The organism is Myxococcus sp. AM010, from assembly GCF_013372585.1.
Classification (GTDB): domain Bacteria; phylum Myxococcota; class Myxococcia; order Myxococcales; family Myxococcaceae; genus Myxococcus; species Myxococcus vastator.
Window position 1 is genome coordinate 14001 of sequence record NZ_JABXEO010000054.1, and the last position, 20038, is coordinate 34038.

The following is a 20038-nucleotide window of genomic DNA, read 5'->3' on the forward strand; positions in this document are numbered from 1 at the left end:
GTGGGTGTCTGGAGGAAAATAGTAGGTCCGCGACGCGTGGACGGCACCCGGGGCCCGTCACTTCGTTCAGTGCCGCGCCTCGTCGCCCAGCCTGCACACCGCGGCGCTGAGGCGCTCCACGTCGATGGGCTTGCGCAGCACCACGTCACAGTGTTCAGAGCCCTGCACCTGGGTGTAACCGGACACGAGGATGACGCGGGCCCGGGGTTCGCGCTCCTTGACCTTCTGCGCGAGCTCGGTGCCGCACATGCCCGGGAGCGATTCGTCCGTGACGACCACGTCGGGGTGCTCGGCCTCGAACATCTCGAGGCCGGCCAGGCCATCGGTGGCCGTCTTCACGTCGAACTCCGACTCCAGGAGCTCCGCCAGCAGCTCCCGGCTGTCCCCGTCGTCCTCGACCAGCAAGATCTTGATTCGCTCGGCGCCCATGCCCTTGAGAAACCCGCGCCGCGGCGGGATTCGTCCTCCCCGGGTACGGGCGCTCCGCTGCCCAGCCGCCCGGGGAGCAGGGGGGCGTCACGGGGGCTCCACGAATGGACAGGGGGTGGCTCACCACCGGGCGTCAGGCTGCCCATCTTTGGGCTCGGAGGAAATGCCATGAAGGTGTTGCTGCGTGGAGTGCACCTGGACCTGTCGGATGCTCTCAAGTCGTATGTCGACGAACACCTGGTGCGCCATATCGAACGGTTCGCGGATGACGAGGCGGCGGAAATCGACATCTCGCTGGTGGACACCAACGGGCCCAAGGGGGGCGTGGACAAGGAGTGCCGGGTCACGGTGCGAATGCCCGGGCTCTCCTCGGTGCATGTGACGGAGACGGCGGACTCGTTGTTCCCCGCCATCGACGCAACGCGTGACCGGTTGGAGAAGAGCCTCAAGCGCATGCTGGGGAAGCGGCGCGATGTCCACACCAACGGCCTGCCCGAGGACGTGGCGGCCGACGTTCCCACCTACTAGTCGCGGTTGGCGGCGGCATGAGCCCGGCCTCCCAGGTTGTACACCTGGCGGCCGGGCTTGTCTTGTCCAGTGCCCGAATCTTGCTGGGGCCGAACGGTGAACGCTATAAGCGGAACCCTTCAACCTCGGGCTAAAAGGACGGCGATGGTCCGCCTCAAGTTCCTCGTCTTCGCATTCCTGGTCATCGGACTGGGCGTTGCTCATCTGCCGATGCTGTCGGGACCGCTGCGCGAGCGCGCCGTCGCCGGTGCATCGGCCCAATCTTCCGCGGGCGCCGCCGAGGTGGCGCGCCGTGTGGATTCTCGTCGTGCCGAGGTGCAGTCGCTGGCGCTGAAGCTCGCGGCCATGCCGGAAGTGGTGTCCGCCGCCGCGCCGCCGCTTCCTGAACAGCCCGCGCCGCGCAGCCAGCGCGAGCGTGAGCGCGCCGAGGCGGAAGCCGCCGCCGCCCGCGTCTTCACCGCCGAGCGCTTCGCCGCGGTGCGCGGCGCCGTCGAGGCCTTGGTGCCCCCGGAGCTCAAGGGCGCGGTGGTGGCCGTGGTCTCCCAGGACACGCAGTTCCACGCGGTGGCCGGGGCCGAGCCGTCCTCGGACGCGGCGAAGCTGGACGTGGTGAGCCTCGTCAAGTCCGGGGCCAGCGTGGTGGATGCCTTCGGTGCGCCGCATGCGTTCGCCGCGGTGCCGCTGTCGTGGCACGCCGGGGCGCCCGCGGTGACGCTGGTGCTGGGCGCGCCGCTGCTGGACGAGGGCGGGCTGGAGGCCGCCGTCCAGGCGTCGGGCGTGGCCGCGCTGGCGCTGGTGAAGGGCGACGCGCTGGCGGGCGTCGCCGGTCCGCAGAAGCTGCTGGCGGAGGGCTCGCTGTCGAAGGTCGCCGCGGAGGCCTCGGGGGTGGTGCTGAGCACCGGCAAGCTCCTGGAGCTGGGCCCGGTGGCGCTGCCCGTCTTCACCCAGGGTGACCCCCTGGGCGGGAGCGCGCCGTTGATGGTGGGCTCGCGCCGCGCGCTGGCCAGCACGCCGCTGGAGGTGCTCGCCATCGCCAGCACGGAGCCGGTGCTGGGCGCGCTGGCCGCGTATCAGCAGAACGCGCTGTTCTCCCTGGCGGGCCTGCTGGGCCTGAGCCTCCTCTGGACGCTGATGATGGGCTCCGGCCGCAAGGCGGGTGACGCGGAGACGTCCAGTGGCAGCTCCGACACGCTGAGCCTGTCGGCCGCCATGGCCTCGGCGCCCGCTCCGGCCGCCGTCACGCAGCCTCCGGCCCCCGCGCCCGCGGCGGACCCGTTCGCCTTCGCGCCGCCGCCGGCCGCTCCGGCGCCCGCGGCGGACCCGTTCGCCTTCGCGCCGCCGCCGGCCGCTCCGGCGCCCGAGGCGGACCCGTTCGCCTTCGCGCCACCTCCCGCGGCTCCGGCGCCCGCCGCCGACCCGTTCGCCTTTGCTCCTCCGGCCCCCGTGCCCGCGGCGGACCCGTTCGCGCAGCAGGCGCCGCCGCCTTCGGGAGACCCGTTCGCGATGTCGCCCCCGGCGCAGGCGCCCGTGGGAGACCCGTTCGCGTTCGCCCCGCCGGCTCCGCCTCCTGCTCCCGCGGCGGCCCCGTTCGCCTTTGCCCCTCCGGCGCCCGCGCCCGCGGCGGACCCCTTCGGCTCGGCCGAGGCGTTCCCGTTCCCCGCGCCGCCGCAGCAGCCGCCCGCGCACGCGGGGGCGATGCCGTTTGAGCCCTCGCCCGAGGCCTTTGGTGGCCCCGAGGCGCTGTCGCCCGCGTCCCCTCGCCGGGGTGCGTTCGCCTTCGAGGACCAGCCCACGGCGGCGTACTCGCTGCAGCAGGCGGCGGACCCCTTCGCCCTGGCGGCCTCGCAGGCCGCGCCGGACAGCCCGGAGACGACGCGCGTGGCGGCGATTCCGCGCGAGCTGCTCCAGGCCAGCGCGCGGCCTTCGACGTCGGACGCCATCCCCATGCCGCCGCCGCGCTCCGCCCCTCAGCCCGCCGCGATTCCGCTGCCGGGCCTGGGCAACTCCGCGGTGGCGCTCACCGACGAGCAGCACTTCCAGGATGTCTTCCGCGAGTTCCTCACCACCCGTGAGCGGTGTGGCGAGGCGGCGGACGGCCTGACGTACGACAAGTTCGTGCAGAAGCTCCGCAAGAACAAGGAGCAGCTCGTCCAGAAGTACGCGTGCAAGACGGTGCGCTTCCAGGTCTACGTGAAGGAAGGCAAGGCGGCCCTCAAGGCCACGCCCGTCAAGGACTGAGCCCGCGCGCGGCCCTGGCCGCTGCTGAAGCGCGGAAGGCCCGTGGTCTCCTCGAGAGGCCGCGGGCCTTCTCGTTTCGGACGTTCGCGTTGGCCGCCTTCGGAGCCAGTGGTTATAGAGGCCCGCGGAGGCGGTTCATGCACAACGCGGTCTATCTGGGGATTGCCATCGTCGCCGAGGTGGTGGCGACCTCGGCGCTCAAGAGCTCCAATGGCTTCACGCGGCTGGGTCCGTCCCTCCTCGTGGTGCTGGGCTATGGCGTGGCCTTCTTCTGCCTGTCCTTCGCGTTGAGGACCATCCCCACGGGCATCGCCTACGCCATCTGGTCCGGGGCGGGAATCGTCCTCGTCTCCGGCGTGGCGTGGCTCCTTCACGGCCAGCGTTTGGACGTCCCCGCGCTCGTGGGCATCGGGCTCATCCTGGCGGGCGTCATCGTCATCAACACCTTCTCCAGGTCGGCGGCGCACTGAGGCGCCTGGCGGAGTTCGCCCGGGAGACGTCGTTGATGTCAGGAGGGGACGATGCAGACGCGGTACGTACCGAACCTGACGGGGATTCCGGAGACGATGCTCTGGACGCTGCACTGCCGGGCAGGGGAGGCGAAGCGGCCGGACGGCGTCCTGAAGGACGCGGAGGCGCTGCGCATCTACGGCGCCATCGACTACGACTTCGAGAAGTCCTTTGGCCGCGCGGAGCCGTCCCTCGCGATTCGCGCGGTGGCGATGGACCGGTGCATCCGCGCGTGGCTGGCCACGCACCCTGACGGCTTCGTGGTGTCGCTGGGAGAAGGGTTGGAGACGCAGGCGCAGCGGCTGGACAACGGGCAGCTGCGCTGGCTGAGCGTGGACCTTCCGGAAGCCGTGGCCATCCGGGAGCGCTTCCTCACGCCGAACGAGCGGCTGATGCACTTCCCGGTGAGCGCGCTGGACCGCGCATGGATGGACCGCGTGGACGCCAGCAAGGGCGTGTTCATCGTCGCGCAGGGCCTCTTCATGTACTTCGAGGAAGACGACGTCCGTCGGCTCATCGTGGACATCGCAGAGCGCTTCCCGGGCGCCGAGCTCCTCTTCGACACGATTCCCCGCTGGTTCTCGCGGTGCACGCTCAAGGGGCTGCGTCGCACTCGCGCGTACCAGGTGCCACCCATGCCCTGGGGCATCAACCGTGACGTGCTGGAGGCGACGCTGCGGCGGTGGGCGCCGCGAATCCGCCAGGTGGAATTGAAGCCCTACAGCTTCCCGCGGGGCTTCTTCCGGTACGGTTACAGCGGTCTCAACATGCTGCCCTGGGTGAAGGAACGGTTGCCCGCGCTGGTCCACGTCCGCTTCGCGGAGCGCAGCGTCTGAGTCAGGCCGTGCGCGGCAGCACGAGGCTGAAGCGCGCGCCGTGGCCGGGCTCTCCGCCCACCTCCAGCTTGCCGCCGTGCTCCTGGAGGATGCGCGAGGCGATGGCCAACCCCAGGCCGGTGCCGCCGTCCTTGGTGGTGAAGTAGGGCTCGAAGATCCGGGCGCGGTGCTCCAGGGGGATGCCGGGGCCGGTGTCCTCCACCTCGACGATGGCGTCGGCTTCGGTGGAGCGTACGCGCACGCGCAGGGTGCCGCCCGTGGACGTCATGGCCTCCTCGGCGTTCTTCACCAGGTTCACCAGCACCTGGGTGAGCTGGTCGCGGTCCGCCCGCGCCACCACGCCCGTCTGGAGCGTGGGCAGAATCTGGATGCCGGCTGGAGGCGTGGCGTACAGCGCCAGCACGCTCTGCGCCAGCTCGCCCAGGTCCACCGGCGCCAGCTGCGGCTTGGGCATCCGCGCGAAGTGGCTGAACTCGTCGACGATGCGGCGCAGCCGGTCCACTTCCTCCAGCACCACGCCCGCGCTCTCCTTGAACATGTCCGGGAAGCGCGGGTGCTTCGCCTCCTGCGCGGCCTGGAGCGTCTCCAGCGACATGCGGATGGGCGTCAGCGGGTTCTTGATTTCGTGCGCCAGCCGCCGCGCCACTTCCTGCCACGCGGCGATGCGCTCGCTGGCCATCAGCCGCTCGGTGGTGGCCTTCAGCTCGGACGTCATGCGGTTGAACGTCCGCACCAGCTCGCCCACCTCGCCGCTGGCCTTCACCGTCACCTGGGACTCCAGCGCGCCTTCGGCCACGCGGCGGGCGCCCTCGGTGAGGGCCTCCACGGGCCGCGTCATCCACCGCGACACCAGCAGCCCCAGCAGCACCGCGAAGGTGCCGCCCAGCGCCGCCAGCAGGAGAAAGGCGCGCATGACGCCCTGCTCCGCTTCCCGCGCCGCCGCGCGGCTGAAGACGAGCCGCACCGTGGCCGCTTCCCCCAGCGGCAGCGACTTCGTCACCGTCGGCGGTTCGGCGGTGCCCGCGCTGGCCAGGGGCGTGTCACCCACCAGCAGCGCCACCTGCGTCTGGGTGAGGCGGGCCAGGTGCTGCGCCAGGCCCTCATCGAGCAGCACGCCGCCCACGGCCCACAGCCGCAGGTCCCCGAAGTCCACCGGGCGCGCGGTGACGAGCGCTGGGAGCTGACGCAAGCCGGAGGCCGTGCGCACCTCCACGCGCACCGGCACGGGCCGGGGGGACTTCTCCCGCGTGACGGCGAAGAGGGCCGGGTCCGGGTCTCCCCGGCGCGCGGGCAGGTGGCCGGAGGAGAGCACCCGGCCGTCGCGGTCGAAGAGAGCCAGCACGCTCAGGCCGCGGCTCTTCATCAGGCCCTCGGCGGTGCCGGCCTGGATGGCGCGGGTGGGGCGCTCCCGGGCCTCGCGGGCCAGGTCCTCCATGATGGTGCTGTCCACCAGCTCCTCCACCGCGCGGCGGGCGGTGGCACCGGAGCGCTCCAGGGACTCCTGCGCGGAGGCGGTGGCGGCCTCCATGCGCGCGTCCAGCTCGCGCGACAACGTGTCGCGCAAGCGCGTGAGGGTGAGCGGCACGACGACCGCGAGTGGAACCAGGGCCAGCAGGGCGAAGGCGAGCGCCAGCCGCGTCCTCAAACGCATGCCGTTCTCCTCAAGGACGTCCTCCCATCGCCGTCCCCTCCGCTGGAAGCACGTGCAGTCCGTCCAGCGAGGGCAGGCCTTGTGCGTCCATCATCACCCCGCCCACGTCTGGCGCGAAGCGCATTCCCAGCCCCTGCGCGTACAGGGGGACCAGGGGCACGGACGCGGCCAGGGCCAGGGCCCGCTCGCGCGCCCGCGCGTCCCGCGCCGCGGAGGACGCAAGCGCGCCGATGGCGGGCAGCTCCACGCCCAGCAAGTCCTTGCGCCCACCCGCGTCCAGCACCACCGCCAGCGCGGGCCCGGGGATGGGCGGCAGCAGCAGCGCGTGCAGCATCAGCTCGAAGTCGCCCTGGGCCCAGCGGGCGCGCAGGGCCGCGCGGGGGAGCGCCTCCAGCGCCACGGTGTAGCCGCGCTCGTGCAGCTTCACCTGGATGCGCTCCGCCACCGCGCGCTGGTCCTCCACCGAGGCGTCGTAGCGCAGCGTCACCGTCCTCGCGGGCCTCGCCGACGGCGCGGCAGGCCGAGGGCGCGCGGGCGCGTCCAGCATCGCTGGCGGGAGCAGGTGCGGCATGGGCTGCGCGGGCGCCTGGACGAAGAGGCGGGTCAGGTCCTCGCGGTCGATGGCGCTCTCCACGGCCTGCCGGAAGTCCGGGGGCAGCCGCCGCGGGGAGAAGGCCAGGAAGGTGGCGTAGAGCGGCGCGCCGGCCGTGGTGTCCGTCTCCGCCGCGACGCCCAGCTCCACCTGGACCTGCCGGGACGACCACAGCCGGGAGAGGCCGCGCTGGTCCGTGGCGGTGAGCAGCAGCCGGTCCAGGTACGGGCGCCCCTGGGGCCAGGCCGTCTGCGCTTCCAGGGCTCCGCGCCCCGCGGCGGTGAAGGGGCCCAGGGCGTTGGCGGAGGCGGGCGGCGCCAGCGCCGGGTGGCACAACGCGCGCTCGAGGTCCGGCCAGGGGTAGGCCAGCGTCAGCTCCAGGGTGGCGCCCCGCGGCGTCACCTGCCGCGCCTCACCGCGCAGCGGATGGAGGAGGGCCCGGTACGGGGATGCGCCGTCGCTGCTCGCCAGCCGCATCCATGCCCGCGCGAGTGCGGTGGCGGACGCGGGGTCAGGCAGGGCGATGCGCAGGGACTGGGGTGTGGGGCGCGACAGCTCCCGCGCGAGCGCGGGCTCGAAGCCGCCGTCCCGCGTGGCCCGGCACACCGGGGGGGACAGCAGCCCCAGCAGGGTGGCTTCCAGGGGCGTGTCGGCCAGCGCGGGCTCGGCCACTTCCGGCGGGCCGTCATGGGCGACGCGCAGCTCGCCCCCGAAACGAGGACGGCCGGCCGCCTGCGCGGACGCGGACGCGAGCAACGCCAGGCAGGCCAGGGTGGAGCGGAGTCTCATGGCGCCCCCTGGCGCAGGAGGAACAGCTCGCTGGTGCCGTCCGGCTTCCAGAGGCCCACGATGACGTCGCGGCGCTGGTCGCCGTCCAGCCGGGCCGTCACCACGTACAGCGCGCGGCCCGTGGGCAGGGCGCCCTGCCACAGCGGTTCCTGCGTGCCGGGGTCGTCCCTGGAGGCGCCGTGCACGCGCAGCACGTCGGGGGAGGGCGCGAGCTGGGTCGAGGTGGTGATGAGCTCCGGCACGCCGTCCCCATCCAGGTCTCCCAGTGCGCTGCCGGCGCCCAGGTTTGTCCATCGTGCGGGGGCCGCGCCGGCGTGCGCGTAGAAAGCCGCGGTGCCATCCGGGTGGACGAACAGCATCCGCTGGCCATCCAGGCTCGCGGTGGTGAAGGGCGCGGGCACCGTCAGCGGGCGGCCCTCCGCCAGCTTCACGGTGGGCGCGAAGGCCGTCTGTCCCGGAACGAAGGTGCCTCGCTCGGTCGCGCCCAGCGGCGCCGTGTCCAGCGTCCCCACGGCGCGCAGGGTGGCGCGGGCCTTGTCCAGCGCCAGCAGCTCGCCGTGCGCATGGCGGGTGCTCCACGCGGCCAGCCGGGGGGGCCCCGGCAGGAACGCCAACGCGCCAAAGGGCTCCCGGGTGGTGGCGCTTCCAGCGGGCAGGGTGTCCAGCGCCTTGCGCGCGACGAGCCGCCCCTCCGCGTCGAAGACGGAGACGTCATGCTCCGTGAGGGCCACCACTTCATCGCGGCCATCGCCGTCCAGGTCCCCGGCGGCGAGCGCCGCCAGGGGATTCTCCAGCCGCGCCAGCGCCGCGCCCAGCAGCCGGATGCCGCGAGGGCCCGTTTCCGGGGGGGAGGTGGGCGGAGCGCCTCCACTCTCCAACGCGAGCGCCAACACGGTCGGGTCCGCGGGCACCGTCTCCACCAACGTGGCGGCGGGCTTGGGCGAACGCGTGGGCGTGCGGCCGGACCAGAAGTTCACCCAGGTGCCAATCAAATCCCCCCGGGCGCGCAGCTCGCCACCCTCCACGTCCAGCGAGAGCCGCACTAGCGTCCGGGCACCGCCCGCGCGCGCCAGCGTCTCGGCGGCCTCGGCCGTGGGCGCATCCAGCACCACGGGCGACAGGCCCGCGGAGGCGAGCTGCGAGGCGAGCACCGTGCTCACCGCGCGGCGAAGCTCGGCCGAGCCGCCCGTGACATTCACGGCCACCGGCGCCTCCACGCCACGCTGCGCACGCACGGCCCCCGTCACCTGCCGGGCGAGCCGGGGAATGGCGGCGGTGGTGTCGGCCGCGGGCGCCGCGAGCGCGGCCAGCGCGGGGGCGAGCAGCAGGGCTCGGGCAGGGCTCACAATCCCCGCCTGTTGCCTTCGTCGAGGAAGAACTGGTCGGTGGTCACCTGCCCCGGCGGTGGCGCCTCCGCGGTGGGCTGCGTGCCTTCGAGGAATGGCTCCAGCCGGCCCGGGACGGAGTTGCCCGCCAGCAGTCCGCTGATGGGGTCGATGCGCACCTGCACGACGCCAGGGGGCACCTCGAACTCCCGCGTGGGCAGCCCTTCGTGGGCCACGCGCATGAACTGGAGCCAGATGGGCAGCGCGGCGCGGCCACCCGTCTCACTGCCGCCCAGCGGCGCGTTGTTGTCGAAGCCCACCCACGCGCTGGCCACCCAGTCCGCCGTGTAGCCGGAGAACCACGTGTCACGGGACTGCTGCGTGGTGCCCGTCTTGCCAGCGGCGGGGCGCTCCAGCGCGAGCACGGCCCGGCCCGAGCCGTCCTCCACCACGCTGCGCATCAGCGACGTGGTGAGGTAGGCCACCGCGGGCGGCAGCGTCTCCTCGAAGGCCGGCTGGTGCTCCTCCAGCACCTTTCCGCGCGCGTCGCGCACGCGCAGCAGCATCAAGGGCTCCGCGTAGCGGCCACTGGCCTGGAGCGTGGCGTAGGCGTTGGCGGCCTCCAGCATCGTCACCTCGCCGGTGCCCAGGGCCAGCGTGAGGTTCTCCGGCAGCGGGGAGTGGATGCCCGCCCGGCGCGCGAAGTCGATGGTGGTGGCCGGGGTGAGCGCCTCGATGAGGCGCACGGACACCGTGTTCTTCGACTTGGTGAGCGCCTCGCGCAGCGTCATCGGCCCCTGGAACTGACGGTCGTAGTTCTGCGGCTTCCACGTCTTGCCCGTGTACGGGTCGCGGACGGCTTCGGGGGCGTCATTGACCTTGGACAGCGGCGTGTAGCGGCCACTGCCCATGGCGGCGGCGTAGAGGAACGGCTTGAACGACGAGCCCGGCTGCCGCTTCGCCTGTGTGGCGCGGTTGAAGGACGAGCGCTCCGCGTCATAGCCGCCCACCAGCGCCACCACGTGCCGGTTCTCCGGGCGAATGACGACCAGCCCGCCCTGCACCTCGGGCACCTGGTCCAGCGTCGCTTCCACGAAGGCCGGCGCGGGCGGCGCCTTGAGCACGCGCACGAAGACGAGCTCTCCCTCCGTGAAGACGTCGGAAATCTTCTTCGGCGCGCCCTTGCCCTTCCGCCGCGCCCAGGTGACGGACGCGAAGGAGACCTCGGCGGTGCGGCCCACCAGGTCCACGCGCGCCACCTTGCGCTTGTCGTCCACCTGCATGACGTAGCCCGTGAGGCGCAGGCCTTCCTCCATGGGCTTGAGGCGCACCGACTGCGCCAGGAGCTGGTCCGCGGAGAGCGGCGCCTCGTCCTCGGGCGTCAGGTCCGGCCGCTGCTCCTCGGTGCCTTCCTCTTCCAGCGGGTCCAGGGGCGCTCCCGCAAGCTCGGGCGCCTTCGGTGCTTCCTTCTCCACCTTCGCCAGCGAGGACAGGTCCGCGACGTAGCCCTGGTCCTTCTGCCGGCGGCCCGCCTCCTCGATGCGCGTGGCGATGAGGGCCCGGTAGCGCTCCCACTGGCCCTGCTCCAGCGCGCCACGGGGGCCGCGGTAGCCCTGGCGCCGGTCCACCGCCTCCAGCCCGTCGCGCACCGACTGCTCCGCCGCGAGCTGGAGCTTGGGCACCATGGCGATGTCCACGCGCAGCCCGCCCTCCATCACCACCTGCTCTCCGTAGCGCGCGATGAGCGTGCGGCGAATCTCCTCCGTGTAATACGGCCCCGCCACCTTGCCCCGCCGGGGCGCCAGGACAATGGGCTTCTCCTTCTCCGCCTCCACCACGTCCGCGGACACGAAGCCGTTGCGCGCCATCTGGTCCAGCACGTAGCGCTGACGCGACTTCGCCCGCGTCATGTTCGTCACCGGGTTGATGCGGTGCGGGAGCTGCACCGTGCCCGCGAGCACGGCGGCCTCGCCCACGTTCAAGTCCTTGGCGTGCTTGCCGAAGTAGAAGAGGGCCGCCTCCTCCATGCCGTAGCGGCGCTGCCCGTAATAGGACTGGTTGATGTAGAGCGAGAGAATCTGGTCCTTGGTGAGCGCCTCCTCCACGCGCGGCGTGAGAATCCATTCGCGCGCCTTGCGGGAGAACGTGCGTTCGGGGGACAGCAGCAGGTTCTTCACCACCTGCTGGGTGATGGTGGACGCGCCGGACTTGCGGCTGTTGGGGATGAGGTTCTTGATGGCCGCGCGGGTGATGCCGAAGAAGTCCAGGCCCTCGTGCTTGTAGAAGTCCGCGTCCTCGGCGGCCAGGAAGGCGTTGCGGACGTGGGGCGGCAGGTCCTCCACGCGAATCAACGTGCGCCGCTCGCGCGCGAACTCGGCGCAGAGCGTGCCGTCACCGCACGTCACCTTCGTCACCTGCGGCGGCTGGTAGTTGCGCAGCGCGTCCACGGAGGGCAGGTCCTGGCTGTAGTACGCGTAGCCGCCCGCCACGGTGATGGCGCCGAGCACCAGGCACACGACGCCGGTGATGAGCAGCCGCTTCGTCCAGCGCCACAGCCGGGCACCGAACCCCGGTCGCGGAGGCGGCGCGGGGGGAGTGGGTGTGGAGGAATCGGGCGAAGAGGGCATCTGGGGAGCCGTGCTCATTGCGTTGGAAGGAAAGTCCGCAGGTTAGACCGGGGGACACTGAACGGGAACCGCGCTGGAGGCCCGCCCGGCGCAGGGCCTCCAGGCAGGAAGGCGCTACCGGGGAGCAGGCGCCTCACCCTGGGTGGGGCGCGCCTGCCGACGCTCCGTCCGGGCGCCGGCCAGGTCCGCGTGGGCCGTGCGGCGCATCCGGTCCGCGTTGACGCGGGCCTGGACGTAGCGCGGGGACAGGTGCATGGCGGCGGCGTAGGCGGCCCGGGCCTCCTCCACCTGTCCGAGCCGCTCGTGGGCCACGCCCAGGTTGTTGTGCACATAGGCGACGTGCGGGAGCAGCGCCGCCGCCCGGACGAGCACGTCCGTGGCCTTCCGGGCCTCCCCGGCACGCAGATAGGTGAGGCCCAGGTTGTTGAGCGCGTAGCCATGCTCCGGGTGGAGGTGGACGGCCTGCTCGAAGCGCAGCATCGCTTTCGCCAGCGCGTCCTGCGCCAGGTGGGCGCGCCCGAGCACTTGATAGGCCTCCACGTACTCGGGATTGCGCAGCACGGCCTCCTCGCCCACGGACACCGCTTCGGCGTGGCGGCCCAGGGACACCAGCAGCCGCGCCTGACGCACCAAGGGGCGGGCATCCAGGGGCAGCAGGCGGCCGAGCTGGGCATGGGCACGCACGGCCAGGTCCGTTCGGCCCGTGCGCCCGGCGAGCTCCGCCGCCAGCGCCAGGGCGGCCACGTCGTCAGGGGCGTCATGAATCGCCCGGCGGCACTCCGTGAGCGCGCCCGCGAGGTCGTCCCAGTCGCGCAACAGGTGGGCCCGGCTCAGGTGGTCCACGCGCCGCCCATGGCCGTGTGGCAACGCGAGCTCGGCGTCCGGCGTGATGTCCGAACCCTCCAACGCGGCGCCGACGTGCGCGATGCCGAGGTCTCCACGCGTCGCGCGCCGCTCGAAGGCAGGCGGGAACCCAGCGGCGTCACCCCGAGGGCTGGCTGCATCCGGTGCCGCGGCGTCCGCGTTGGACGTGGACTGCTCCTCCGTGGCCAGCCACGCGCGCAGCACCGGTGGCAACGGCACCTCCGCCCACGCCAGGGTCAGTCCGAGCGTCACGAGGCTTGCCAGCACCAGCGCGCGCCGCACCGAGGTCGTCGGGCGGAAGCCGGTGGGGGACGTGGGCTTCGTGTGGTTGCGGCGCATGGCGGCGACCTCGGCTGCTGGCGGAGCGCCCGGGACGGGGGCTCCGGGGCGCCGTGTGCCGGGCTCCCACCCGGCGTCTTTGCGACTGGCGTGCCACGCGTCCTCCCAGAGGGACGGAGGGGGCTGTGTGGCCCTGTGGCCACAGGGCTCGGGAAAAGCATGGCGGGGGGCGCGGGCGGCATGCGACGGTCCGCGCGATGAAGATCGCCACCTGGAACGTGAACTCGGTGCGGGCCCGTCAGGAACGGCTGCTCGCCTGGTTGAAGAAGGCCCAGCCGGACGTCCTCTGCCTGCAGGAGCTCAAGTGCGTGGACGAGGACTTCCCCATGGAGGCCGTGCGCGAGCTGGGCTACCACGCCGCCGTCCACGGGCAGAAGACGTACAACGGCGTCGCCATCCTCGCGAAGGAGGAGCCGAAGGACGTCGTGAAGGGCCTGTCCGACGGCGTGGATGACTCGCATGCGCGCCTCATCGCGGCGACCGTGGGCGGCATCCGCGTGGTGAGCGCGTACGTGCCCAATGGCCAGTCGGTGGACTCGCCGCAGTACCAGTACAAGCTGGAGTGGTACGGCCGGCTGCGGCGCTACCTGGACACCCGGCACAAGCCCGACGAGCCCCTGGTGCTGGGCGGGGACTGGAACGTGGCGCCCGACGACATCGACACCTATGACGCGAAGCTTTGGGAGGGCCAGACGCTCTTCACGCTGAAGGAGCGGGACGCCCTGCGGCACCTGGGCGCCTTCGGGCTCGCGGATGCCTTCCGCAAGCTGCACCCCGGCGTGCAGAAGTTCACCTGGTGGGACTACCGCATGCTCGGCTTCCCGAAGAACCTGGGCCTGCGCATCGACCACCTCTACGTGACGGCGCCCGTGGCCGAGCGGCTGGCCGTCGTGGACGTGGACCGCGAGGAGCGCAAGGGCAAGCAGCCCTCGGACCACGCTCCGGTGTGGCTCGAGCTGCGCGATTGACGCCCCCGCCCGAAGCGCCGCCGTTCCCCGACAGCCTCTGTCACCGCTGCGCCGCGCCGCCTCGCTACGTCCAGTCGAGGACGACGACCTTCATCCTCTGCCCGTTGCTGCCCGGGAAGTACCCGCCGCAGCCGGTCCGTGCGTGCGCGCTCTTCACGCCGAAGCCGCCGCAGACGCCCCCGGTGCCACGTTGAGAATGGGCCTGATATCCAGAGATTGTTGGGTTCATCCCGAATGCCGGGCGCCTCGACTCCCGGCAGGGTAGATTCCGCGCCGTGTCCGAGGAGAAAGACCGGAGTTCGCCACCCGAGGGGACCGATGCGACGGTGCTGTCGCCGCTCCCGCGTCCCGCCATCACCGACGTGACGGAGCGCGCGCTGTTCGCCGGGCGCTACCTCCTGGAGGAGCTGGCCGGGCGCGGTGGAATGGGCGCGGTGTACCGGGCGCGAGACACGCTGGTGGGCGACGTGGTGGCGTTGAAGCTTTTGGAGCTGGGCGCTTCGCCGGCGCCGGAGTGGCTGGAGCGCTTCCGCCGCGAGGTCCGCTTGGCCCGGCGCATCACCCACCGGCACGTGGCGCGGACCTTCGACCTGGGCGAGCACTCCGGCCGCCTCTACCTGACCATGGAGTACGTGGAGGGGGAGAGCCTGCAGTCGCTGATGGAGCGCGAGCACGCGGTGCCTCCCGCGCGGGCGGCGCGGCTGGTCCTGGCGCTCTGTGAGGGCCTGGCGGCGGCGCACGCCGCGGGCGTCGTGCACCGGGACCTGAAGCCGGCCAACGTGCTGGTGGAGGCCCGTGGCCGCGTGGTGCTCACCGACTTCGGCATCGCCCGGGCCATGGCGGGCGAGGGGGCCTCGCGCACGCAGGGCCTGGTGGGCACGCCCATGTACATGGCGCCCGAGCAGCTGGAGAGCGGCGAGGTGGACGCGCGCGCCGACCTCTACGCCACGGGCCTGGTGCTCTATCAGTTGCTCACCGGCGCGCCTCCGTTCGCCGGTGATTCGCCCATGGCCGTGGCCGTGGCCCGCTTGAGGCAGCCGCCGCCCGACCCGCGCCTGCTGGCGGCGGTGCCGGATGCGCTGGCGGAGCTGGTGCTCGCGTGCTTGTCGCGTGAGCCCTCCGGACGTCCGCGGGACGCGGCCTGTGTGGCGGAGGCGCTGAGGCAGTGGCTCGGCTCCGTCGGCGAACCCATCGAGCCCGAACATGCCCATGGCGCGCACCTCGGGACGAGAGGACCCGCCGCGGGCGGCGACAGGGGGCCTCCGGGGTGGGCGCTCACGGCACGTCCACGCCGCGGCCTGGCGGCTTCGGCCATGACGCGGTGTCCTCGGGCGCGCTGGCCTCCCGGACGCCGTTGCGCCCGGGCGAGCAGTCGTTGGCGGTGCTTCCGCTGCGCTTCCTGGGCGCTTCGGACCAGGCGTTCCTGGGCGACGGCGTGACGGAGGCGCTCATCGATGTGCTGTCCAGGACGCGCGGCCTCCGGGTGCAGAGCAGCGGGGCCACGGAGCGGTTCCGGCAGGAGCGGGACCCGCGCGCCGCGGCGCGGGAGCTGGGCGTGGAGCTGCTGGTGGATGGGACGCTCCAGGCCGCCGGCAAGTCGGTGCGCGTGACGCTCCGGGTGGTGGAGGGCGCGTCGGGCACGCAACTATGGAGCGGCCGCTTCGACGACGCGGATGACGACCCGTTCCAGCTCCAGGACCGGCTGGGACAGCGGCTGGCGGAGGCCCTGCGCGGCGAGCTGGCCATCCTGGCCTACCGCGCCACGGTGCCCGCGGAGGCCCTGGCCCTCTACCGGCAGGTGGTCTCCCGGATGCTCGCGCACTCGATGACGCGGGAGCTGAAGGAGGAGGTCATCACGCCGCTCGAACAGCTTCGCGACTCGGTGCCTGGCTTCTCGCACGCGGCGGCGCAGCATGCGGTGGCGACGCTCCGGGCGGGCTTCCTCCGCACCATGGCGGACGAGGTCGACTGGGAGGCCCTGGCGCGGACGAGCCTGGAGCGTGCCCGGCAGTTGGCGCCGGAGCTCGTGGAGACGAGGCTGGCACAGGCCATCCTGGCCACCCGGGAAGGCCGGTGGCGGGACGCGGTGGTGGCCTTGCGCACGGCGCTCGATGCGGCCCCCACGTTCGCGCCCGCGCTCCAGCTCCTCGGCAATCTCCAGTGTGAGGCCGGCCGCGCGGACGAAGGCATGCCGCGCTTGAAGCTGGCCTATGCGCTGGAGCCGGGCATGGCCATCTGCCTGGTCGAAGTGGCGCGTTGCAGCGCCCTGCGCGGCGACGAGGCGACCTATCAGTGGTGCATGGCTCGCCTGAGCAGTCAGCCCCTGTTCGGCATGGTGGTCCTCATCCTCCGCATGCGTGTCGCGGCCTGGAAGGGCGACCTGGACGACCTCCGCCAGTGCCGGGCCGCGCTGTTCGAAGACCCGAACCACATGGCCTCCCACGTGGCCACCTATTGCTCGGCGGCGCTGGGTGAGCTGACGGTGGCGGAGACGGGGGCCAGCCTGGACGGCATGCTCACCTGGCAGGTGAACTCGCGCTTCGCGTCGATGGTGTGTCAGCTCGCGGCGGAGCTGATGTGCCTCCGGGGCGCGTCCGCCGAGGCGATGCGTTATCTCCAGCAGGCGGCGGACCTGGCGCTCATCGACCTGGAGTGGATGGACCGCTGCCCGGCGCTGGCGCCCCTGCGCGCGCAGCCCGGGTTCGCGGAGGCGCGGCGCAAGGTGCGCTCCCGCGTGGAGGCCATCTGGTCCGCGTGAGGCGCCCCATGACGCCGCGCGCACGTTGAACGGCCAATCCCGCGCAAGGCCGGCTAAAGCTGCATTTTGCGCTTAGTCTGCCTTATTTGTTATGTCTGTTCTCGGTGAGGCGCTTGTCCGTGCTGCCCGAAGCCGCCGCCTCGCCAGGAGAACGTCCCCCATGATTCGACGCCTCACCCTAGCCATCGCCGTGTGCGCGACCGCGTGCGCACCGGAAGACAGTCCCCCGGAGGTCGTGGAGAGCGAAGTGCTCGGCCAGCAGTCGCAGGCCGCCGAGCCACTGGACACTCCCTCCGAGGCGAATGCCGTCCGCTTCCTCGAACAGGCCACCTTCGGACCGAAGCTCGCGGCCGGAGCGAGCCCCCTGCCCATCGACTCGGTGGAGTATGTGGTGGCGCAGGGCATCACCGACGCCATCAGCGCGCAGCTCAGCGCCCCCCGCTCCACCTACAGCGGCGCGCTGGGGACGCGGGACATCGGCTCCCAGTTCTTCACGAACGCCATCCAGGGGAGTGACCAGCTGCGGCAGCGCGTGGCGTTCGCGCTGAGCCAGATTTTCGTCGTCTCGCAGTCGGGCATCCCCAACCTGATGTCCACGCCGGAGTCGGAGCCGAAGCTGGCCATGGCCGGCTATCTCAACCGGCTGTCCACGAATGCCTTCGGCAACTTCCGCACGCTGCTGGAGGCGATGACGCTGGACCCCGCCATGGGCACGTACCTGGACATGGCGAACAACAAGGCCTTCAAGACGAACGGCGAGCCCGTCGCGCCCAACGAGAACTACGCGCGGGAGATGCTCCAGCTCTTCACGCTGGGCCTCCACAAGCTCAACGATGACGGCACGGAGAAGGTGGACGCGCAGGGCGCGCCGATTCCCGCGTACACGGAGGCGCACGTCCAGGCCTTCGCCCATGCGCTCTCCGGGTGGACGTATGCCAGCGACACCGGCTGCCCGACGGTGGGGCGCTCGAACCCGGCCAGCTACGCGCAGAAGATGATTGGCTGCAACGTGAATCACGACTCGACGTCACGCGTGCTGCTGCGCGGCGTGTCCACCACGGCCGGCGGGGGCGCGGCGGCGCACCTGAAGCAGGCGCTGGACAACGTCTTCGCGGACCCGAACGTGCCGCCGTTCATCTGCAAGCAGCTCATCCAGCACCTGGTCACCAGCAACCCGCGTCCGGCCTATGTCCGGCGCGTGGTGAACGTCTTCAAGGACAACGGCAGCGGCGTCCGGGGCGACTTGCGCGCCGTGGTCCGCGCGATTCTGGAGGACGTCGACGCGCGCGGTCCGCAGGTCCCGCTGGCGCAGTACGCCAGCTACGGCCACCTGCGCCCGCCGGCGCTGTTCGTCACCACCCTGGTTCGCTGGCTCAACGGCACGCTGGACACGGTGGGCGGCACCAAGGACCCGGGCGCGAAGCTGGCTTCCTGGAGCAGCGCCATGGGCCAGTCCGTGCCCCGTCCGCCGTCCGTCTTCAGCTACTACCCACCCAACGCGCCTGTGCCTGGGGGCAACGGCCTGCTCGGCCCCGAGTTCGCCATCCTCGACACGGCCACCGTCACGGCGCGCGCCAACTTCGTGCATGAGCTGCTGTTTTCGACCGCGCCGGCCAACGCGGGCGTCCTGGTGGACGTGAGCGCGCTCCCGGCCGACTCGAATGACCTGACGGTGTGGCTGGGCCGCTACTGGCTCCACCACACGATGTCCTCGGACCTCCAGCTCACCGTCTTCAACGCCATCACCGATTCACGCGTGGGGAACTCGACGCGCAAGCGGAAGCTGGCCGTCTATCTCACGTCGCTCTCCCCCGAGTTCCAGGTCCAGAGGTAGCCCATGTCCTTCTCGAGACGACAGTTCCTTCGTGGTACGTCCAGCGGACTGGGCCTGCTCGCCGCGTCGTCCGCGCTGCCGCGCTGGCTGGTGGGCGAGGCCGAAGCCGCCACCCTCGGCGGTTACGCGGGCTACCGCGCCGCCGTCAGCGTGTTCCTGCTGGGAGGCAATGACGCCAACAACCTCCTGGTGCCGCGCGGCGCCACGCCCTATGCGCAGTACAGCGCGGCGCGGCCGAACATCGGCATCCCCCTGGCGGACCTGCTGCCCATCAGCCCGGCGGGGCAGGCCGCCAACGCCTACGGGCTGCACCCCGCGCTCAAGAAGGTGCAGGCGCTGTTCGGCCAGCAGCGCGCCGCGCTCGTGTGCAACGTGGGGCCGCTGGTGGTCCCCATGCGCAAGGCGGACTACACCAGCGGCGCCACCGCCCGGCCTGACAACCTGTACTCCCACAGCGACCAGCAGGACGCGTGGGCCAGCGCCATCGCCAATCCCTCCACCGCGCCGGTGCCCTTCGAGCTGGTCGGCAAGACGACGGGGTGGGGCGGGCGGACGGCGGACAAGCTCCATGGCCTCAACCCGGGCGGGTATCCAGAGGTGGTCTCCTTCGGAGGCAAGCCGCTGTTCGCCGCGGGGGCCGTGCGCCAGCCGATGATGGTGTCGCCCAGCGGCACGCTCGCGTTCCGCCAGACGTCCGACGCCGACTTCAACGCGCTCCAGACGCAGGCGCTCGCCGACGTGATGGAGCACACGAACGGCGTCACGCTGGAGGCCTCCTACGGCGGCATCTTCACGCAGGCGCAGACCTTCGCCACGGCCCGCGCCGAGGCGCGAGAGGCGGCGTGGCTCGCGCTCCCGGCGGCCACGCGTGTCGCCATCGACGCGCTGTTCGTCCCGCCCACCGGCATCACCAACTGGACGCTGCACACGCAGCTCTACCAGGTGCTGCGGGACCTCGTCGCGGGGGCGACGGCCACGGCCCAGGGAGGCCTGGGCCTGAGGCGCCAGGAGTTCTCGGTGGGCCTGGGCGGCTTCGACACACACGTGGGACAGTTGCCCACGCACAACGCGCTGCTCACCCAGCTCGACTTCGCGCTGGACGCCTTCTACCAGGCGTTGGCGTTGCTGCGCGCGTCGGGGGCGTTTGGCGCCGCCCCACCGCAGGCCACGCTCTTCACCATGAGCGACTTCAGCCGGACGCTGGTGGAGAACTCGGATAGGGGCACGGACCACGCCTGGGGCGGCCACGCCATTGTCATTGGGGAGCGCGTCCAGGGCGGCCGACTCTACGGCACGTACCCGGACCTGGACCTGGCCGCCAACGGCGTGAACAACCTGGACACCACGGACTCGCGGGGCCGCTGGATTCCCACCCTGTCGGTGGACCAGTACGCCCATTCGCTGGCGCACTGGCTGGGCCTGTCGACCGCCGCCGAGCGCGAGTACGTGTTCCCCAACCTCGCCGGCTACATCACCGCGGCGACGGCGGGCGGCTTCCCCTCCTCCGCGCGCTCGAATCGCATCGCGTTCATGCTGGCGGACGCGTAGTCCCGCCGGGAGCCCCGGTGCGTGTCTCGCGCCGGGGCTTCGGCCCTTCGCTGCCGGGTGGAGGAGGTGGCGCCGCGAGTGTATCAGTTCGCCATGTTTACACGGAGTGGGGGTCTAAATTGATTTCATCCGTTTACATGGAGAGGTGATTGCCCTGCGCTTCACGCTCGGGCACGCTTTGCGTTCATTCGCCAGCGTCGCT

The 20038-nt window shown here is 72.1% G+C and carries 15 protein-coding genes; 9 read left to right on the top strand and 6 right to left on the bottom strand.

All coding sequences use genetic code 11. The features are described from left to right. Window positions 1-66: 66 nt before the first annotated feature. Window positions 67-429 carry a response regulator gene (locus HV826_RS23125; RefSeq protein WP_176419180.1) on the bottom strand — a complete coding sequence of 121 codons (363 nt, stop codon included), beginning with the start codon at window positions 427-429 and terminating at the stop codon, window positions 67-69. A gap of 168 nt (window positions 430-597) precedes the next feature. On the opposite strand from HV826_RS23125, the gene hpf reads away from it, so the two are divergent. The 4 genes from hpf to HV826_RS23145 all read left to right on the top strand — a co-directional run bounded on the left by hpf (window position 598) and on the right by HV826_RS23145 (window position 4541). Next, the gene (gene hpf, locus HV826_RS23130; protein ID WP_176419181.1) at window positions 598-957 is read left to right on the top strand and encodes a ribosome hibernation-promoting factor, HPF/YfiA family; all 360 of its coding nucleotides are present in this window, start codon (window positions 598-600) and stop codon (window positions 955-957) included. A 144-nt stretch (window positions 958-1101) separates the two neighbouring features. Continuing rightward, complete coding sequence (locus HV826_RS23135) at window positions 1102-3195, top strand: MXAN_5187 family protein (RefSeq protein ID WP_176419182.1); 2094 nt, start codon at window positions 1102-1104, stop codon at window positions 3193-3195. Between the two features lie 137 nt (window positions 3196-3332). Beyond that, window positions 3333-3665 carry an SMR family transporter gene (locus HV826_RS23140; RefSeq protein WP_176419183.1) on the top strand — a complete coding sequence of 111 codons (333 nt, stop codon included), beginning with the start codon at window positions 3333-3335 and terminating at the stop codon, window positions 3663-3665. 51 nt (window positions 3666-3716) lie between these two features. Next, window positions 3717-4541: a class I SAM-dependent methyltransferase gene (locus tag HV826_RS23145; protein ID WP_176419184.1), complete on the top strand. Its 825-nt coding sequence runs from the start codon at window positions 3717-3719 to the stop codon at window positions 4539-4541. Window position 4542: 1 nt separating this feature from the next. Here the strand turns inward: HV826_RS23145 and HV826_RS23150 are convergent, their stop codons facing one another. From HV826_RS23150 to HV826_RS23170, 5 genes are all read right to left on the bottom strand, one after another. After that, window positions 4543-6192 carry an ATP-binding protein gene (locus tag HV826_RS23150; protein WP_176419185.1) on the bottom strand — a complete coding sequence of 550 codons (1650 nt, stop codon included), beginning with the start codon at window positions 6190-6192 and terminating at the stop codon, window positions 4543-4545. Window positions 6193-6202: 10 nt separating this feature from the next. Further along, complete coding sequence (locus HV826_RS23155) at window positions 6203-7573, bottom strand: peptide ABC transporter substrate-binding protein (RefSeq protein WP_176419186.1); 1371 nt, start codon at window positions 7571-7573, stop codon at window positions 6203-6205. Next, a complete protein-coding gene (locus tag HV826_RS23160) occupies window positions 7570-8919 on the bottom strand; it encodes a VCBS repeat-containing protein (protein WP_176419187.1) in 1350 nt (449 codons plus the stop codon). Before HV826_RS23160 ends, HV826_RS23155 begins: the two co-directional genes overlap by 4 nt. Next, window positions 8916-11543: a penicillin-binding protein 1A gene (locus HV826_RS23165; protein ID WP_217917399.1), complete on the bottom strand. Its 2628-nt coding sequence runs from the start codon at window positions 11541-11543 to the stop codon at window positions 8916-8918. The genes HV826_RS23160 and HV826_RS23165 overlap by 4 nt, the downstream gene beginning before the upstream one ends. 96 nt (window positions 11544-11639) lie before the next feature. Further along, window positions 11640-12728 carry a tetratricopeptide repeat protein gene (locus tag HV826_RS23170; RefSeq protein ID WP_176419188.1) on the bottom strand — a complete coding sequence of 363 codons (1089 nt, stop codon included), beginning with the start codon at window positions 12726-12728 and terminating at the stop codon, window positions 11640-11642. Window positions 12729-12925: 197 nt separating this feature from the next. Between HV826_RS23170 and xth the strand changes: the two genes are divergently transcribed. The 5 genes from xth (at window position 12926) to HV826_RS23195 (ending at window position 19836) form a co-directional block, all read left to right on the top strand. Then, complete coding sequence (xth, locus tag HV826_RS23175) at window positions 12926-13696, top strand: exodeoxyribonuclease III (RefSeq protein ID WP_176419189.1); 771 nt, start codon at window positions 12926-12928, stop codon at window positions 13694-13696. Next, complete coding sequence (locus HV826_RS23180; RefSeq protein ID WP_176419190.1) at window positions 13693-13890, top strand: hypothetical protein; 198 nt, start codon at window positions 13693-13695, stop codon at window positions 13888-13890. Before xth ends, HV826_RS23180 begins: the two co-directional genes overlap by 4 nt. 81 nt (window positions 13891-13971) lie before the next feature. Further along, window positions 13972-15135, top strand: coding sequence for a serine/threonine-protein kinase (locus tag HV826_RS37400; protein WP_368670975.1), 1164 nt, complete (start codon window positions 13972-13974; stop codon window positions 15133-15135). 1479 nt (window positions 15136-16614) lie between these two features. After that, the gene (locus HV826_RS23190) at window positions 16615-18288 is read left to right on the top strand and encodes a DUF1800 family protein (RefSeq protein ID WP_176419191.1); all 1674 of its coding nucleotides are present in this window, start codon (window positions 16615-16617) and stop codon (window positions 18286-18288) included. A 3-nt stretch (window positions 18289-18291) separates the two neighbouring features. After that, window positions 18292-19836: a DUF1501 domain-containing protein gene (locus HV826_RS23195; protein WP_176419192.1), complete on the top strand. Its 1545-nt coding sequence runs from the start codon at window positions 18292-18294 to the stop codon at window positions 19834-19836. Window positions 19837-20038: the final 202 nt, after the last annotated feature.

What these genes read in the sequence shown, in the direction of transcription:
- HV826_RS23125 (WP_176419180.1), bottom strand. Translation starts at nt 429, where the DNA reads ATGGGCGCCGAGCGAATCAAGATCTTGCTGGTCGAGGACGACGGGGAC.
- hpf (WP_176419181.1), top strand. Translation starts at nt 598, where the DNA reads ATGAAGGTGTTGCTGCGTGGAGTGCACCTGGACCTGTCGGATGCTCTC.
- HV826_RS23135 (WP_176419182.1), top strand. Translation starts at nt 1,102, where the DNA reads ATGGTCCGCCTCAAGTTCCTCGTCTTCGCATTCCTGGTCATCGGACTG.
- HV826_RS23140 (WP_176419183.1), top strand. Translation starts at nt 3,333, where the DNA reads ATGCACAACGCGGTCTATCTGGGGATTGCCATCGTCGCCGAGGTGGTG.
- HV826_RS23145 (WP_176419184.1), top strand. Translation starts at nt 3,717, where the DNA reads ATGCAGACGCGGTACGTACCGAACCTGACGGGGATTCCGGAGACGATG.
- HV826_RS23150 (WP_176419185.1), bottom strand. Translation starts at nt 6,192, where the DNA reads ATGCGTTTGAGGACGCGGCTGGCGCTCGCCTTCGCCCTGCTGGCCCTG.
- HV826_RS23155 (WP_176419186.1), bottom strand. Translation starts at nt 7,573, where the DNA reads ATGAGACTCCGCTCCACCCTGGCCTGCCTGGCGTTGCTCGCGTCCGCG.
- HV826_RS23165 (WP_217917399.1), bottom strand. Translation starts at nt 11,543, where the DNA reads ATGAGCACGGCTCCCCAGATGCCCTCTTCGCCCGATTCCTCCACACCC.
- HV826_RS23170 (WP_176419188.1), bottom strand. Translation starts at nt 12,728, where the DNA reads ATGCGCCGCAACCACACGAAGCCCACGTCCCCCACCGGCTTCCGCCCG.
- xth (WP_176419189.1), top strand. Translation starts at nt 12,926, where the DNA reads ATGAAGATCGCCACCTGGAACGTGAACTCGGTGCGGGCCCGTCAGGAA.
- HV826_RS23190 (WP_176419191.1), top strand. Translation starts at nt 16,615, where the DNA reads ATGATTCGACGCCTCACCCTAGCCATCGCCGTGTGCGCGACCGCGTGC.
- HV826_RS23195 (WP_176419192.1), top strand. Translation starts at nt 18,292, where the DNA reads ATGTCCTTCTCGAGACGACAGTTCCTTCGTGGTACGTCCAGCGGACTG.